A 16,513-nucleotide genomic window follows, 5' to 3' on the forward strand; every position below is an offset into this window, starting at 1 on the left:
CGATGACAGCGGTAATCAACAAAGCAACGGATGCTGGCGGCGTGCCGTCGCCATGTATCAACGTGTGCCGGATGAATGCGTCGACCGGATGGTGCGAAGGTTGCCTGCGCACCATCGACGAAATCGCCGGCTGGTCGATCTACGACGATCACGAGAAGCGCGCCGTATGGAACGAACTGGAGGCCCGGCGCGCCCGGTTGATCGCAGGCCAGGCAAAGGTGCAGCCATGAACGCGCCGCCGCGCATTGTCACCATCGGCGAGACGTTCAGCTCGACGCTCACCTTGTCCGTGGATTCGGTGAAGTCGTTCGCAACGCTCGTCAACGACATGAATCCGCTGCATCACGACGAAGCCTATGCGGCGCAAAGCCGCTTCGGCGGTCTCATCGCGTCGGGCACACAGCCCACCGCACACTTCATGGCGCTGCTCGCGACGCATTTTTCGACCTACGCGCAGCCACTCGGACTCGACTTCGATATCAAGCTGAAGAAGGCCGCGCACGCGGGCGACACGCTCACCATGACCTGGCGCGTGCGCGACGCTTACTGGAAGCCGAGCCTGAACGGAGACCTGACGCACCTCGATGGCTCGGTCAAGAACCAGCGCGGTGAGGTTGCAGTGGTCGGCACGTCGACCATTCTCGTGATGCCGAAAGCCGAGGCATCCGTGAACGCAGGCGTAGCAGCCGACTCGGGCACGGGCACGCTATGAACGCATTGCCCGCATTGCCTGCATCGATCCGCGTCTTCGAGCGCGGCTGGCTTTCGTCGAACAACGTGCTGCTCGTCGACGACGACTGCGCTGCCATCGTGGACACCGGTTACGCGACGCATGCGCAGCAAACATTGGCCCTCGTCCAGCAGGCGCTCGGCGAGCGGCCGCTCGATCTGATCGTCAACACACATCTGCATTCCGACCATTGCGGCGGCAATGCGCTGCTGCAGTCTTCGTGGCCGTGCCGCACGCTCATCCCCGCTTCCGAAGCCGGCGCCGTGAGCGAATGGGACGAGACGCGTCTGAGCTTCCGTGCGACCGCGCAGACCTGCGAACGCTTCGGCTTCACAGGCACCATCGCACCGGGCGCAACGCTGCGCCTGGGCGCACTCGACTGGCAGGTGCTCGGCGCGCCCGGCCACGATCCCCATTCGCTGATGCTGTACTGCGCTCACGAACGCGTGCTGATCAGCGCCGACGCGCTGTGGGAAAACGGCTTCGGCGTCATCTTTCCGGAACTCGAAGGCGAAAGCGGCTTCGCGGAGGAGCAGGCGGTGCTCGAAGCCATTGCAGCGCTCGACGTGCGCCTTGTGATTCCGGGCCATGGGGCACCGTTCACGAACGTGGGACAGGCGCTGGACCGGGCTTTCTCCCGCGTGGCGTGGTTGCGCGCCGACCCGGCACGCAATGCGAAGAATGCGCTCAAGGTGCTGATTGTCTTCAAGCTGCTCGACGTTCGCTCGATGAGCTTTGCGACGCTGCTGCAAATGCTCGACGACGCGGCGGTCATGCGTGCGGCGGCTTCAATGCTGAAGCCGCGTGGTGAATGGCCCGCACTCGTCAAAACGCTTGTCGATGAACTGGCTGCCGGAAACGGACCGCTGATGGTGGATGGCGAGCAGATCGTCGCGCGCGCGGCGCAACGGGCGTAAGCGCCTACGTTGCTTGAAGTGATCGAAGTCCGGCCACTGGTAGCCGGAGCATGCGCGTTGGCAAGCGCGCCAGCTTTGGCGCGTCAAAAACCGCCGCCACAAAAAGAAAGCCGCTCGACCTATAAAGGCGAGCGGCGGAAATTCTGTCGGACGTGATCAGCGTCTGGTCGAATGATACGCGCGCGCGATTTTTGACCGCATCAGTGATTTCCCTACAGACGCTTGACGCCGGCCGTTAACCCGCATGCGGTCTGAAAGCAACGGGAGCCGCGCCGAGCCTGGCGAGATTGGTCCGCTGATATGACCAAACGTCCACGCATATGGTTTGCAATCCATAGCATTGCGGCTCGCCGCGTTGGCCGGACGCGCGGCGCTCAGACGGACGGCACGCGCCTTTGCGGCACGATGCGCCAGCCAAGATTGACGCCCGCAGCCGCAACGAGGATCAGCACCGCGCCCAGCACCTGAATCCATGCTAATGCCTGACCAAACGCAACGCGATCGACGATGATCGCCACCACCGGATAAATGAATGACAGCGCACCGGTCATGGAGGTTGGCAGCTTCTGGATGGCACCGTACAGCAACACATACATGAGGCCGGTGTTCACGACGCCCAGCACGACCAGCTCGACCCATTGCGCGCCAGTGGCGGGTAGCGCGTCGAAACGCACGAACGGCGCCAGCATGACCACGCCGAGCAAGACCTGGATCAGCGCGATCAGATGCGGCGGCGTGCCCTTCAGGCGCTTCGTGATAATCGAGGAAACCGCATACATTGCTGCCGCGCCCACCGCAAAGGCGATACCCACCAGATATTGCCCCGGCACCGCCAGTACGGCCGGTTCGACCTTGACGACAAACACGAGCCCGATAAATGCGATCAGCAGCCACACGACCGTGGACGCGCTGATGCGCTCGCGAAACACCAGCGCGCCGAGCGCCACCAGCATGAACGGCTGCGTGTTGTAGACGGCCGTCGCCATCGAAATCGATGCGCGCGAATAGGCGGCGAACAGCAGCACCCAGTTCGCGACGATCGCCGCGCCGCCGAGCAACGCGAGCCCGAGCATCTTCCACGAGAACAGCTTGCGCCTGAAGAAACCGAGCACAGCGCACACCAGCGCGAGCGTTGCGCCGCCGAAAATGCAGCGAAAAAACACCACGTTGAACGGACTCTGCTGCGACGACACCACCAGCCAGCCGATCGTGCCCGACATCAGCATTGCAATGCTCATCTCCGCCGCGCCGCGCCGGATTTCGTTTGAAGCCATGATCCAATCCTCGATTCAATTCTGCCTGACGAGCAGTGTAGATAATCCGCTGTCACGAATACATGGCTAAACTTAAGCATTATCGCGATCAAACCTAATAATCGAAGCCCGTCATGTCAAAACGCCTTGCACAGCCCGCGCCTGCAGCGCTCGACGAAACCGACCGCGCGCTCCTCGCCGCGCTCGCCGAAGACGCGCGCCGTCCAGTCAGCGAACTTGCTCGCCTTGTCGGGCTATCGGCGCCGAGTACGGCCGAGCGCATCCGACGGCTGGAAGCGCAAGGCGTGATCGAACGCTTCACCGTCCAGCTCGCTCCGCGCGCGTTGGGCTTCACGCTGCAAGCCATCGTGCGCGTGAAGCCTTTACCCGGCCAGTTGCATCTGGTGGAAGAAGTGATCCGGCGAATTCCGGAGTTTGTGGAATGCGACAAAGTGACGGGCGACGATTGCTTCATCTGCCGCCTCTATCTGCATTCGATCGAGCACCTTGACGAGATTCTGTCGAAGGTCGCCGAGCGGGCGGAGACCAGCAGCGCGATCGTCAAATCGACGCCCATCGCGCGGCGCCTGCCGCCGCTCGGTTAGGCGAGCAACGCTACTTTTCGAGCGCTTCGAAGAAGGACAGCATTTCGGCGACCAGTTCGTCAGGCGCCTCTTCGGGTATGTAGTGGCCGCAAGACAGCGAACGGCCGCTCACGTCGCGCGCCACGTGACGCCATTCGTCCAGCGCGTCGAAGCACTTTTCGATCACGCCCTTGTCGCCCCACAACACGCGCAACGGGCAGGCGATCTTCTGTCCGCGCTCGATGTCAGCGCGGTCGTGCTCAAGGTCGATACTCGCCGACGCGCGGTAGTCCTCGCACATTGCATGCACCGCACCGGGTTGCGCAAGCGCCGAGCGGTAGGCGTCGAGCGAGGCCGGGTCGAACGGCGCGAGACCTGCGTGACGGCTTCCCATGACCGCATCGACGTAAGCAGCCGGGTTTGCGCCGATCAGCGTTTCGGGCAGCGGCTCCGGTTGAATCAGGAAGAACCAGTGGAAATAATGCGTGGCGAAGGTGCGGTCGGTCGCTTCGTACATGGCCAGTGTCGGTGCGATGTCGAGCAGCATCAGACGTTCGACGGCGTCCGCATGGTCGAGCGCCATGCGATGCGCGACGCGCGCGCCGCGGTCATGCGCGCAGACGAGAAAGCGCTCGAACCCGAAGTGCCGCATCACTGCGACCTGATCGGCGGCCATGGAGCGTTTCGAATACGGCGCATGCGTGGCGTCGCTCTGCGGTTTTGCCGAGGCGCCATAGCCGCGAAGATCGGTGGCAATGACCGTGAAGTGCTGAGCCAGTTGATCCGCGCAGCGCGCCCAGATCAGATGCGATTGCGGATGACCGTGCAGCAGTAGAAGCGGCGGCCCCGCTCCGCCCTTTACTCCGAAGATATCTGCATCGCCCGCGGCGACGCGAAAGGGCGTGAAATTCTCGAAGGCCATGGCCGGCGTCTCTCGTCGTTTGAAGTCAGTGCATTGTAAAAGCTCAATGTGTCCGGACCGGGTGGGACACCCCACGCAAAGCATAGAACCCGAACACTCATTCGAACCGTTCTAAACGAACCGGCGAACGCAAAGCACACGCTTGCCCTATAATCGAACGATCGTTCTTAAACGTTCAAGTGGCCTGTGCGCGGGCTGTCAGCTTCGCCACGGTGCAAGCCGCATGCCGCTACACTCATCAACAGCCGGGCGCTTTGCGCACCGGTAGTCAATCAGGAGACCCGCACTATGGCATTGCCCGCCGTTCTACAAAATCTGGCGTTGCCTGTCGTCGCCTCGCCGATGTTCATCGTGAGCTATCCGGAGCTCGTGCTGGCGCAGTGCAAGGCCGGTATCGTCGGTTCGTTCCCCGCGCTGAATGCGCGCCCTGCCGAACTACTCGACGAATGGCTCACGCAATTGCAGGCGCAACTCGCCGAACATAAGGCGGCAAATCCCGACTCGGTGATCGGACCGATTGCCGTCAACCAGATCGTCCATCAGTCGAATACGCGGCTCGAACACGACGTGCGGGTCTGCGTCGAGCACAAGGTGCCCATCTTCATTACGAGCCTGCGCGCGCCGGCGCGCGAGATTGTCGATGCAGTGCACAGCTACGGCGGAATCGTGCTGCATGACGTGATCAATCTGCGGCACGCGCAGAAGGCGCTGGAAGCGGGCGTCGACGGTCTGATTCTCGTTGCGTCAGGCGCGGGCGGCCATGCGGGCACTACTTCGCCGTTCGCGCTGGTCGGCGAAGTGCGGCGCATTTTCGACGGCCCGATCGTGCTGTCGGGATCGATTGCGAACGGCGGCTCCATTCTCGCCGCGCAAGCCATGGGCGCCGACCTTGCGTACATGGGAACGCGCTTCATCGCGACGAGAGAGGCGCATGCGGTGGACAGCTACAAGCAGGCCATCGTCAACTCCACCGCGTCGGACATCATCTACACGAACCTGTTCACCGGTGTGCACGGCAATTACATTCGCGAGAGCATCGTCAACGCCGGGCTCGATCCGGACGCGCTGCCCGAATCGGACAAAACCAAGATGAACTTCGCGAATGACAAGGCGAAGGCGTGGAAAGACATCTGGGGCGCGGGCCAGGGCGTCGGCCTGATGGACGACGTGCCGAGCGTGAGCGAACTGGTCGAGCGTCTGTCGAAGGAATACGACGACGCAAAGGCGCGACTCGGTATCCGGCGCTGACTCCGCCAAGGGTTGCGCGCGGTTGCGGGGGTGGCGTGCAGGCGCTCGCCGACGGCCGCGGCAGCCCGCCTGCAGCCCGCCCGCTCTCGCTACATATTCCGACGATACTGCCCGCCCACTTCGAACAGCGCGTGCGTGATTTGCCCAAGCGAACACACGCGCACCACATCCATCAGCACCGCAAAGACGTTTTCGTCGTCGATCACCGCCCGCTGCAGCCGCTCCAGTGCGGCCGGTGCGGCGCCGCGATGCCGCGCCTGGAAATCGCGCAGACGTTTTAACTGGCTTTGCTTCTCTTCTTCGGTGGAGCGGGCGAGCGCAATTGGCGCCGGCGCTTCGTGCGGCTTCGCGCTCACAAACGTGTTCACGCCGACAATCGGATACGAGCCGTCATGCTTGCGATGCTCGTACAGCATCGACTCGTCCTGAATGCGCCCGCGCTGATAACCGGTCTCCATTGCGCCGAGCACGCCGCCGCGCTCGGTCAGCCGGTCAAATTCGGCGAGCACCGCTTCTTCGACGAGGTCGGTCAGTTCGTCGATCACGAAGCTGCCCTGATTCGGATTCTGATTCTTCGCCAGCCCCCATTCGCGGTTGATGATCAACTGGATTGCCACCGCGCGTCGAACCGACTCCTCGGTGGGTGTGGTGATCGCTTCGTCGAACGCATTCGTGTGCAGCGAATTGCAGTTGTCGTAAATGGCGATCAGCGCTTGCAGCGTGGTGCGGATATCGTTGAAGTCGATCTCTTGCGCATGCAGGCTACGGCCCGAGGTCTGCACGTGATACTTGAGCTTCTGACTGCGTTCGTTCGCGCCGTAACGCTCGCGCATCGCGATCGCCCACACGCGCCGCGCAACCCGGCCGAGCACCGTGTATTCCGGGTCCATGCCGTTGGAAAAGAAGAACGACAGATTCGGCGCGAAGTCGTCAATCGACATGCCGCGCGCGAGGTACGCCTCGACATACGTGAAGCCGTTCGCGAGCGTGTAGGCGAGTTGCGAGATCGGATTCGCGCCGGCTTCGGCAATGTGATAGCCGGAGATCGACACCGAATAGAAGTTGCGCACGCGGTGTTCGACAAAATACGCCTGAATATCGCCCATCACCTTGAGGCTGAACTCGGTCGAAAAAATGCAGGTGTTCTGGCCTTGGTCCTCTTTCAGAATGTCGGCCTGCACTGTGCCGCGTACATTCTCCAACGCCATGCGGCGCGTCTCGGCGAGTTCGTCGCCGCTCAGTGCCCGGCCCAGTTGCTGTGCCTGGCGCGCGATCTGCTGATCGATCGCGACGCTGAAGAACATGGCGAGTATGGTCGGCGCCGGGCCGTTGATCGTCATCGACACCGACGTCTGCGGCGCGCACAGATCGAAGCCGTCGTAGAGCGCATGCATGTCGTCGAGCGTCGCGACCGACACGCCCGAGTTGCCCACCTTGCCGTAGATGTCGGGGCGCTCGTCCGGCTCTTCGCCGTAAAGCGTGACCGAGTCGAACGCGGTCGAAAGACGCTTGGCCGGCATGCCTTCGGACAGCAGCTTGAACCGCCGGTTGGTGCGCGACGGATCGCCTTCTCCGGCGAACATTCGCGTCGGGTCTTCGTTCTCGCGGCGGAAAGGGAAGACGCCTGCAGTGAACGGAAAGTAACCCGGCAGATTGTCGAGCATCAGCCAACGCAAAATCTCGCCGTGGTCGACGAATTTAGGCAGCGCGACTTTGCGCAGCTGTGTACCCGATAAGGTCGTGGCCGTGAGCGCGGTGCGTATCTCGCGGTCACGAATGCGGACCACGTGGTCATCGCCCGAGTAGGCGGCGACAGTTTGCGGCCACGCGTCGAGCAGTTTGCGCTCGTGCTCGCGGAGCGCTGTGGTGCGTTGCTCGATGAGCGCGTCGAGCGAGGCTAGCGATGCTAGCGAGGCTTGCGCATCGTCTGCATCGTGCTGGTTTGCGCTGGCCTCCCCAAGCATCCGGCGCGCTTCCACGAGTTGCCAGCGCTCGCGCGCAACGCCGGCTTGCTGATCGACCCGCTCGCGATAAGCGTGGATGGTCTGTGCGATTTCCGCGAGATAGCGCACGCGCGCAGGCGGCACGATCGCATGACGGCCGCTCGAAAAGCGCACGTCGGCGGCAATCGACAAACGGCCGCCTCCTGAGCGCAGGCCGTGCTTGCGCAGCGCTTCGGCGATGTACTGGTAAAGCGCGGTCACGCCGTCGTCGTTGAAGTGCGAAGCGATCGTGCCGAACACCGGCATCGCCTCGGGCGATTTCGCAAAGTCGGCGCGGTTACGCTGCACCTGTTTCGCGACATCGCGCAACGCATCTGGCGCGCCCTTGCGGTCGAACTTGTTGATCGCGACGGCGTCGGCGAAGTCGAGCATGTCGATCTTCTCCAACTGGCTGGCCGCGCCGAATTCGGGCGTCATGACATACAGCGATTCGTCGACGAACGGCACGATGGCCGCGTCGCCCTGACCGATCCCTGACGTTTCCACGACGATCAGGTCGAAGCCAGCCGCCTTGCACAGCATCAGCGCGTCGGGCAGTGCGTCGGAGATTTCGCTCGATGCCTCGCGCGTCGCCATGGAGCGCATATACACGCGTGCACCGCCGCCCCAGTCGCCGATTGCGTTCATGCGGATGCGATCGCCGAGCAGCGCGCCGCCGGACTTGCGGCGCGACGGGTCGATGGCGAGCACGGCGATGGTCAGCGTGTCGCCGTAATCGAGCCGGAAGCGGCGGATGAGTTCGTCGGTAAGCGACGATTTGCCCGCGCCGCCCGTGCCGGTAATGCCGAGCACGGGAACTTGCACTGCCTGAGTAAGAGCGGAGAGCTCCGCGCGCTTCGACGACGCTACGCCGCCCGTTTCGAATGCACTGATCAGTTGAGCGAGCCGGCGGAACACGAGCGAACTCGCGTCGAGCGAACCGGCGCTGCTTGCTTCGCCCCTTGCCTGCGCGCTCGAACGCAAGTGCAACAGAGGTTGACCGGTCACGCTGGCGAGCCATTCGCCGACTGCGCCGGTCCGCGCTGTGGCGTCCTCGCGGGCCGCTGCCGAGCAGCGCGCGATCATGTCGTCGATCATTCCTTGCAGGCCAAGCCGCTGGCCGTCGTGCGGCGAATAGATCTTTTCGACTCCGTAGTTTTCCAGCGCGACGATTTCGTCGGATACGATCACCCCGCCGCCACCGCCGAACACCTTGATGCGCTCACCGCCGCGCGCTCGCAGCAGATCGACCAGGTAGCGGAAGTATTCGTTATGGCCGCCCTGGTAGCTCGACACTGCGACGCCGTCCGCGTCTTCCTGGAGCGCGGCGGTCGCGACTTCATCGACGGAACGGTTATGGCCTAGATGGATGACTTCGACGCCGCTCGCTTGCAGGATGCGACGCATGATGTTGATCGACGCATCGTGGCCGTCGAACAGGGCTGCGGCGGTGACGAAGCGCAAGCGCCGGCCGGCGGGCAGCTCGTGGCTGGCGGCGCGCTGCGGCGTGGACAGATCAGTCATGTCTCCCCCAGATCGTTACGCTGTTTGCGTGTGTGGGTGCTGGCAACCAGTATAACGAAACGGATGGGCGCGGCTCCGGCGGTTTGCGGCGTGGGGCGCTTGCCAACAAGCTTTGCCAAAGCGCTATCTCACGGCCAGCGCCTCGATCTGTTCGAGCGACGGCCACAGCGACTCGTTCGCAAACCGCTCCGCGAGGAAGTCCACGAACGAGCGCACCTTCGCGGACAAATGGCGCCGGCTCGCGTACACGACATGAATCGGCAACTCGCGAGGCGGCACTTCATCGACGAGCACAGGCACGAGACGGCCTTCTGCCAGATCGGCGCCGATCACTTCGGTGCCGAGCAGCGCGATGCCCGCACCGTGCAGCACCATCACGCGCTGCGCCTCGAGATGATTGACGATCAGATTGCCGGACAGGCGCACGCGCGCGGCTTCGCCGGTGGCTTGCAGGACGTCGAGCGCCGACACGCCCGTGTATTGCAGAATGTTGTGGCGCGCGAGATCGGCGACCGTCTTCGGCGTACCGCGCCGGCGCAGATACTCCGGCGACGCGCACAGCAGCAGATGCGCCATCGCGATCTGCCGCGCGATCAGCGACGACGACTTGAGGCCGCTCGGCGAAGCGCGGATCGCGACGTCGAAGCCTTCGTCGATCAGCTCGACCACGCGGTCCGACAACGTGATGTCGACAGTGACTTGCGGATACTGCGCGGCGTAGTCGGCGACCGCTGCCATTACGTGACTCAGTCCGAATGCCGACAGCGACGACACCCGCAAGCGCCCTTGCGGCACGACGCTCGCCGCACCGACGACCTGCTCCGCTTCCTCGAGTTCGGTGAGCACCTGACTCAGGCGCTCGTAGTATTCGCGGCCCGCCTCGGTCGGCGCGACGCGGCGCGTGGTGCGGTTCAGCAGACGCGCGCCGAGTTGCTGTTCGAGATGCATCACATGCTTGCTCGCCATTGCCGCAGACATCTCCATCCGTTCAGCCGCGCCCACGAAGCTGCCCACCTCGACCACTTGCCGGAACACTTTCATGCTGACGAGGGTGTCCATCCGAATCGCTCGCTATAGGAATTAATCGGCGTTATTTTGCCCGGTTTATCAAAGAGCCGATGGCGAAACGACTGGCCGGAGTCGTGTCAGAAGTCGGAAAGACCAAAGCCCGTGTTCCGTGAGGAACGCGGGCTTTGGAGGTTGTGAGCATGGGGCCAGGCGCGCGGCAGTCGCCGCCCGCCGGCCAGTTCAGCTACGCGGCGACGCCTAGAACTTCGCGCGCAAGCCGACGCCGTACGTATTGCCGCTCGACTGGCTGCTGATGTGGTCGTACAGGTAAGCCGCGTACACGTCGGTGCGCTTGGACAGCGGGTAGTCGTAACCGATTGCCGCAGTCTGGCGCGTCTGGTCGAAGCCGCCGCCGTCGCGCGAATAAGCGTACGACGCCATCACCGAGCCCGGACCCGCCGGCACCGTTACGCCGCCCTGCGCGGTGTTCACGTGCCAGCTCGTCAGCGTCTGGTCGTTGTGCGTGTACATGTACTGGCCGAACAGCTTCACATACTTGAGGTCATACGAGACGCCGACTTGCGCGACGCTCTGCGCCTTCAGGCCCGGCACGCCCGAGGAATCGAAGCTGCCCAGGTCTCCCGGCGTGTTGTTGAAGTTCACGTACTGATAAACCGCGGTCGCCGCAAACGGGCCGTGGAAATACAGAACCTGGCCGCTCCACTTCTTCGCGCCGTTCTGCGTCGTGTTACCCAGCGCATACATCGCGCTCGCCGACAGGCCGTTGAAGTTCGGCGACTGATATTGGACCGCGTTATTCCAGCCCGAGTCGCCGGTCACGCCTTGATCGGTCGAGTAAGTCGGGAACGTGCCGAGCCCGAGATACACGTGATAGACCATCGGCGAGAAGACGTAGGAGTCGATGAACGGGTTGAACAGGATCGTCGACACGAACAGTTCGGTGGTCAGCCGGCCAGCGGTAACCGTGCCGTACGGCGATTCGATACCGACGTACGCGTTACGCGAAAACATCGTGTCGCCGGTAAAGCGGCCGTACTGGCCGTTCTGCGCGCGGAAGAAGCCTTCCAGCGTAAAGATCGCCTTGTAGCCGTTGCCCAGATCCTCAGCCCCTTTCAAGCCCCAGTACGACGTCGACATCCCGCCGCCGGACACCTGTACAGACGTCTTGCCGCCGGGAAATTTCTGCGCGCCGACCCATTCGTCCACCTGACCGTAGAGTTGCACGCTCGACTGCGCAAAAGCAGACGATGCACTGGCCAGCAAAGCGGCACACGCGGTTGCCTTAAGGGTGGTCTTCAGCGCACGGCTGATGCCTGTTTTCATGGATTCTCCAGTCTTTGTCAAAAGGGGTGTGGCTGTGCGAAAGGGCAAGCTCGCGCGAACCATTGTTGTTGTCCGTTCGATCGTCGAGCCAATCTGGGCGGGGACCATCTTTGCGGACCATTTTTATGAACAAAAATATCGCTGGTTATTGCGGGTATATCGGTCTGATTAGTTTTGTCGCTTATCGGCCTGCTAAGGACCTTCACGCGCGCATGCTCGCGGCGCCGCGACAGACACGTCGGGTCGCGCGAAGCTGCGTGCGCTATGCGCAAGGCGCCCGATAACGCTTCAAATGACATGCTGATGACGCGCCGCCGCATAACCGCCCAAATTTGACGACGGGAGACGGTCTGCTGCCGAGTGTTTTCAAAAAAGTGTGGCGTCGAAACGTCACATTGCGCGCGTGGTTTTGAGGTGAGTTAAAGCGTAATGCGCGCACTAAGCCAATTGAAAGGCGCGTGAATTAAGAGAGCTTGAGGCAACGGGTGTTGCCGAGGAGTGAATGCTGTGGGGAACTGCTGGGCAGATTGACTAACAACTCAGATTAACGCGCAGCCCAGGCGGGCCTCGTTCCGAGCCTAGTTCCGGTAGGGAGAACTCTCGGGCGGGCGGCTGTCGTCACCCTGGCGCTGAACGGCGCGCAGTGCACCGCGTTCTTCGTTATAGCGCGCGACGTCGGCCCGGATCGACCCCGAGCGAACCGGCGCGTTGGTCTGCGGCCGCTGTCCGGGGCGCGACTCTGCGCTAACCGGTTGAATGACACCGATGTACGGTATGCCGCCGCGGCCGTCGCCTGGACAGGCGCCCGGTCCGGCGACGCGATGCATGCCTGCGCCCGGCGCGCCGGAGGGGTCGAGGCTACGCTCGACGTTGCGGCCAACGTCGCGATTCACGTAATTGCCGTGACCATAGCTGTCAGCACCGAAGCTCGCGCCACCGTGTGGCATGCCCGGCCCTTTTGCATAGGCGAACGAGCACAGCGCGACGATTACCGCGCCCCACGCCAGGTGCTTCGTTCTCGACAACCCGTCCACCAGTGACTCACTTGCCCGAAGACTTGCCTGAAGCCCACCGTTCGAGCTGCGATGGACTTGTTGAGGGACTGGCGCGGGCGCTGCGGACAGGTCGCAGCGCAGAGCATCCCGACGGCCTTTGATCGGTAATTTATGGTCACCGGCAGAGGGTGTCGAGCCAAAAAGTGTTAGGCCTCGCCTGCTCTTGTAACACGTTGTTACTGCGACGTTTTTCTACGACACAACCCTTGCTAAAACCGCCTTAAAAGCAGCAGTAGATTGATGGGAACGCCTTCGCGAAAAGCGAAAATGCAACGATGCAAGATGTCTCCGAATCGCAATAAATAAGTGGGCGGCGCAGACTCACTGGAGCACGCAACTCCGAGGTGTGCGCACTCAACGACCGGTGGTTCACAACCGCAATCGTCGCTCTGGCGAAAATGCACCGCGCTCATCAATCAATTCGGCAAATGAATTTGCCGTTTCAATCGGTTTAGACGGACAATAGGGTTTTCCATAGCACCGCCGCCGCAGCGCTTTCGCGCACGCGCCTTGCGTGCAACCCCGCATCACCGATTTCGAGAATCCGACATGGCCCGCCCGAAACTGCTTCCCGATAACTTCACCCTGTGCCTGGTCGGCACGGTGATACTGGCCAGCCTGCTGCCGGTTCACGGTCAGGCCGCCGCAGGGTTCGACTGGGTGACGAACATTGCGGTCGGCCTGCTGTTCTTCCTACACGGCGCGAAGCTTTCTCGGGAAGCGATTGTTGCGGGCGCGACGCATTGGCGTCTGCATCTGGTCGTACTGCTCAGCACGTTCGCGCTGTTTCCGCTGCTCGGCCTCGCGCTTAAACCGCTCCTGTCGCCACTTGTCACGCCTGCGCTCTACGCCGGGATCCTCTTCCTCTGCACGCTGCCGTCGACGGTTCAGTCCTCTATCGCCTTCACGTCCATCGCCAAAGGCAACGTTCCGGCCGCGGTTTGTAGCGCGTCGGCCTCGAGCCTGCTCGGCATCTTCATCACCCCCGCACTCGTCAGTGTCCTCGTCACGAACCAGGCGGCGGGCGGTAGCTCTCCTTGGCACACCGTGGGCAATATCGTGTTGCAGTTGCTGGTCCCGTTCGTGGCGGGACAACTGCTGCGCCCGCTGATCGGCAAGTGGATCGAGCGGCATCGCGGCGTGCTGAAGTTCGTCGATCAAGGTTCCATTCTGCTGGTCGTGTATGGCGCGTTCAGCGAGTCCGTGACGGAAGGCCTGTGGCATCAGATCCCGCTCTCCGCTTTGGGCGGTGTGCTGCTCATCAGCGTGGTGCTGCTCGCGCTCGCGCTGGGCATGACGATTTTCGTGAGCAAGCGGCTTGGCTTCAGTCGCGCGGACCAGATCACCATCATCTTTTGCGGCTCGAAGAAAAGTCTCGCCGCCGGCGTGCCCATGGCCAAAGTCATCTTTGCCTCGCAGGCGGTCGGCGCGGTCGTTCTCCCGCTCATGCTGTTCCACCAGATCCAGTTGATGGTCTGCGCCGCGCTCGCGCAACGGTGGGGCGCCCGCGACACCACTGGAGAAACCCGCGCCGCCTCGCGCGAGCGAGCTGCTGCCGCCGTCGCCCGTCGTTGAATACGCGCGCAATGCAAATAGGACATTCATAAGCGCCCTCCCTGAGCGTCGTTTTCCAAAAGCCGCCTCGCGCGGCTTTTTGTTATTTCACGCTCATCGGCGACGGTTGTCGCCTCGGCCGGATGGCATAGGCGGATTCCTGGGCGCGCCTCCTGGCCAACTCCTTACAACGCATCAGCCCGCGCACAACCGCGCGCGACGACTCACCAAAGCGCAAACGCACCACACCAGTGCAACGCTTCACTAAAAGTTCACTTAATTCTCCGCAGCGCAGGTCGATAAGCCGAAGGTCCATCGCTACGTCAACCTGCCATGCAACTTCGCTCGCCCTCCGGAATCGCTGTGCCGCGCATCGAGGACCTGATTGCCCGGCGTGATCTGTCCGCCGTATTCCAGCCGATCATCGACTTCGAGGACGGCGCGATTCTCGGCTACGAAGGCCTGATTCGCGGGCCGGCCGGCACATCGCTCGAGACGCCATTCGCGCTCTTCTCGCAAGCGCTCGTGGAAGGCTGCACGATCGAACTCGAACAGGCTGCCGCGCGCGCCTGTATCGACGCATTCGCGAGACTCGGCTACGACGGCAAGCTGTTCCTGAACTTCAGCGCAGGCGCGCTCCGGCGTCTGGCCGCCGTACCCGACGACACACTTGCGCTGCTGCGCCATCGCGGCGTCGATCCGCAGCGAATCGTGATCGAGTTGACGGAGCAGAGCATGATTCCCGACGTCGGGAGTTTCCTGCCGGTGATCGCTTCGTTGCGCACGGCAGGCGCGCAGTTCGCACTCGACGATTACGGCACCGCGAACGCGAGCATGAATCTGTGGGTGCGACTCCAACCGGACGTCGTGAAAATCGACCGCTTCTTCATTCACGATATCGCCTGCGATCCCTTGAAGTTCGAGGCCGTTCGCGCGATGCAGCACTTCGCGAGCGCAAGCGGCGCGCGCCTCGTGGCCGAAGGCATCGAGAACGAGGCAGATCTGATCGTCGTGCGCGACATGGGAATCGGCTGCGGGCAAGGCTTTTTCTTTGGCCGTCCGCATGCGCAGCCGGCAAGCAAAGTCACCGACGACGCCCGCGACGCCTTGCGCGCAGGCCACATCGCCGTATTTCCCGAGGCGACCCGCACGCTCGGCGGCGCGTCGCCATCGGGCGGCATGGCTTCGGAAAAGATGCTCGTGCACGCGCCCGCGTTGCCGCGCCAGGCAACCAATAACGACGTGCTGGAACTCTTCAACCGTCTGCCCGATCTGCACGCGGTCGCCGTGGTCGAGCATGACGAACCGGTTGCGCTGATCAACCGCCGCAGCTTCATGGACCGTTACGCGTTGCCGTATCACCGCGAGTTGTTCGGCAAGCGGCCATGTCTGCTCTTCGCGAACGCCTCGCCGGTAGTGATAGAGAAATCGATGACCGTCGAGCAGATGGCCAAGCTCCTCGCAAGCGACGATCAGCGCTATCTCGCCGATGGCTTCGTCATCACCGAAAACGGCAAGTACGCGGGACTCGGCACTGGCGAGAACCTCGTGCGCGCGGTGACCGAGGTGCGCATCGAAGCGGCGCGTTACGCCAACCCGCTGACGTTCCTGCCGGGCAACATCCCGATCAGTTCGCACATTGCGCGGCTCGTCGGCAATCACGCCGGCTTCTACGCCTGCTATGTGGACCTGAACCACTTCAAGCCATTCAACGATCAGTACGGCTACTGGCAAGGCGACGAGGTACTGAAGTTCGCCGCTGCGGTACTCGCCGACGTCTGCGATCCGACGCGCGACTTTCTCGGTCACGTGGGCGGCGACGACTTCCTTATCCTGTTCCAGAGCGACGACTGGCGCGAGCGCGTGCTGCGCGCGATTCACGTATTCAACGAGGGCGCGCAGCGCTTCTACGCGCCCACCGACCGTCTGGCCGGCGGCATTCACGGCGAAGACCGGCGTGGCAACCCGACCTTCTTCGGCTTCGTTACGATGGCAATTGGTTGCGTGCGCGTGGAGCCGGAGCCGGCCAGCGGCGCGTCGCTCTATAACAGCGAGGAAATTGCCACGGTCGCGGCGCTGGCCAAGCGGCGGGCGAAGCTCGAATCAAGCGGATTCGTGCTGATCGACGCGGAAGAAAGCGTGGCCTTGTTGCGCGGGCAGTCAGAAGCCGCGGCGACGTCCGCCGACTGACGACGTTGCGCCGGCCGTTTTGAAACACCGCATTCCGAAGCTCGGCTAACGCCATTGCGCACGCTTGGGACAGACCGGAACGCGCGGAAAGCACACGTGTTTAGCATTTTTACTAAACAACAAAATACAAAAAATACCAACAACTACGGGTATTTACGGGTGCTATTGGCGACCCCACAAAGCTGTTTGACGGCCGTTTTAC

Annotated in this window: 13 protein-coding genes; 7 read left to right on the forward strand and 6 right to left on the reverse strand. The window is 62.7% G+C overall.

Annotated elements, in window-relative coordinates; all coding sequences use genetic code 11:
• Window positions 1-2: 2 nt before the first annotated feature.
• Genes SB753_RS20260 through SB753_RS20270 form a run of 3 tightly spaced genes read left to right on the forward strand, consistent with a single transcriptional unit; the run spans window position 3 to window position 1,647 of the window.
• The gene (locus tag SB753_RS20260) at window positions 3-230 is read left to right on the forward strand and encodes a DUF1289 domain-containing protein (RefSeq protein ID WP_020067141.1); all 228 of its coding nucleotides are present in this window, start codon (window positions 3-5) and stop codon (window positions 228-230) included.
• Window positions 227-712: a MaoC family dehydratase gene (locus SB753_RS20265; RefSeq protein ID WP_088173239.1), complete on the forward strand. Its 486-nt coding sequence runs from the start codon at window positions 227-229 to the stop codon at window positions 710-712. The genes SB753_RS20260 and SB753_RS20265 overlap by 4 nt, the downstream gene beginning before the upstream one ends.
• 5 nt (window positions 713-717) lie before the next feature.
• Entirely contained in the window at window positions 718-1,647 is a 930-nt protein-coding gene (locus SB753_RS20270) for an MBL fold metallo-hydrolase (RefSeq protein WP_410801652.1), read from the forward strand.
• Window positions 1,648-2,021: 374 nt separating this feature from the next.
• Here the strand turns inward: SB753_RS20270 and SB753_RS20275 are convergent, their stop codons facing one another.
• Window positions 2,022-2,921 (reverse strand): DMT family transporter, encoded by a 900-nt coding sequence (locus tag SB753_RS20275; protein WP_410801510.1) that lies wholly within the window; start codon window positions 2,919-2,921, stop codon window positions 2,022-2,024.
• 113 nt (window positions 2,922-3,034) lie between these two features.
• Between SB753_RS20275 and SB753_RS20280 the strand changes: the two genes are divergently transcribed.
• Complete coding sequence (locus SB753_RS20280; RefSeq protein ID WP_410801512.1) at window positions 3,035-3,505, forward strand: Lrp/AsnC family transcriptional regulator; 471 nt, start codon at window positions 3,035-3,037, stop codon at window positions 3,503-3,505.
• A 10-nt stretch (window positions 3,506-3,515) separates the two neighbouring features.
• Here SB753_RS20280 and SB753_RS20285 read toward each other — a convergent pair whose 3' ends face one another.
• On the reverse strand, window positions 3,516-4,406 hold the full coding sequence (locus SB753_RS20285) for an alpha/beta fold hydrolase (protein WP_088173242.1): 891 nt from the start codon (window positions 4,404-4,406) through the stop codon (window positions 3,516-3,518).
• Between the two features lie 288 nt (window positions 4,407-4,694).
• Here SB753_RS20285 and SB753_RS20290 point away from each other — a divergent pair, with 288 nt between their 5' ends.
• Window positions 4,695-5,654, forward strand: coding sequence for an NAD(P)H-dependent flavin oxidoreductase (locus tag SB753_RS20290; RefSeq protein ID WP_288827027.1), 960 nt, complete (start codon window positions 4,695-4,697; stop codon window positions 5,652-5,654).
• Between the two features lie 89 nt (window positions 5,655-5,743).
• Here the strand turns inward: SB753_RS20290 and icmF are convergent, their stop codons facing one another.
• The 4 genes from icmF to SB753_RS20310 all read right to left on the reverse strand — a co-directional run bounded on the left by icmF (window position 5,744) and on the right by SB753_RS20310 (window position 12,546).
• Window positions 5,744-9,160, reverse strand: coding sequence for a fused isobutyryl-CoA mutase/GTPase IcmF (gene icmF, locus SB753_RS20295; protein WP_410801514.1), 3,417 nt, complete (start codon window positions 9,158-9,160; stop codon window positions 5,744-5,746).
• Between the two features lie 123 nt (window positions 9,161-9,283).
• Window positions 9,284-10,219 carry a LysR family transcriptional regulator gene (locus SB753_RS20300; RefSeq protein ID WP_020067149.1) on the reverse strand — a complete coding sequence of 312 codons (936 nt, stop codon included), beginning with the start codon at window positions 10,217-10,219 and terminating at the stop codon, window positions 9,284-9,286.
• Window positions 10,220-10,426: 207 nt separating this feature from the next.
• Window positions 10,427-11,512 (reverse strand): porin, encoded by a 1,086-nt coding sequence (locus SB753_RS20305; RefSeq protein ID WP_020067150.1) that lies wholly within the window; start codon window positions 11,510-11,512, stop codon window positions 10,427-10,429.
• Between the two features lie 578 nt (window positions 11,513-12,090).
• Complete coding sequence (locus tag SB753_RS20310; protein ID WP_410801516.1) at window positions 12,091-12,546, reverse strand: hypothetical protein; 456 nt, start codon at window positions 12,544-12,546, stop codon at window positions 12,091-12,093.
• A gap of 570 nt (window positions 12,547-13,116) precedes the next feature.
• Between SB753_RS20310 and SB753_RS20315 the strand changes: the two genes are divergently transcribed.
• Both SB753_RS20315 and SB753_RS20320 read left to right on the forward strand, forming a co-directional pair.
• Window positions 13,117-14,142: a bile acid:sodium symporter family protein gene (locus tag SB753_RS20315; protein ID WP_410801518.1), complete on the forward strand. Its 1,026-nt coding sequence runs from the start codon at window positions 13,117-13,119 to the stop codon at window positions 14,140-14,142.
• A gap of 312 nt (window positions 14,143-14,454) precedes the next feature.
• A complete protein-coding gene (locus SB753_RS20320; RefSeq protein WP_410801520.1) occupies window positions 14,455-16,311 on the forward strand; it encodes an EAL domain-containing protein in 1,857 nt (618 codons plus the stop codon).
• The last annotated feature ends 202 nt before the right edge of the window (window positions 16,312-16,513 follow it).

Source organism: Paraburkholderia sp. SIMBA_053, assembly GCF_046534895.1.
GTDB classification, from domain to species: Bacteria; Pseudomonadota; Gammaproteobacteria; order Burkholderiales; family Burkholderiaceae; genus Paraburkholderia; species Paraburkholderia caledonica.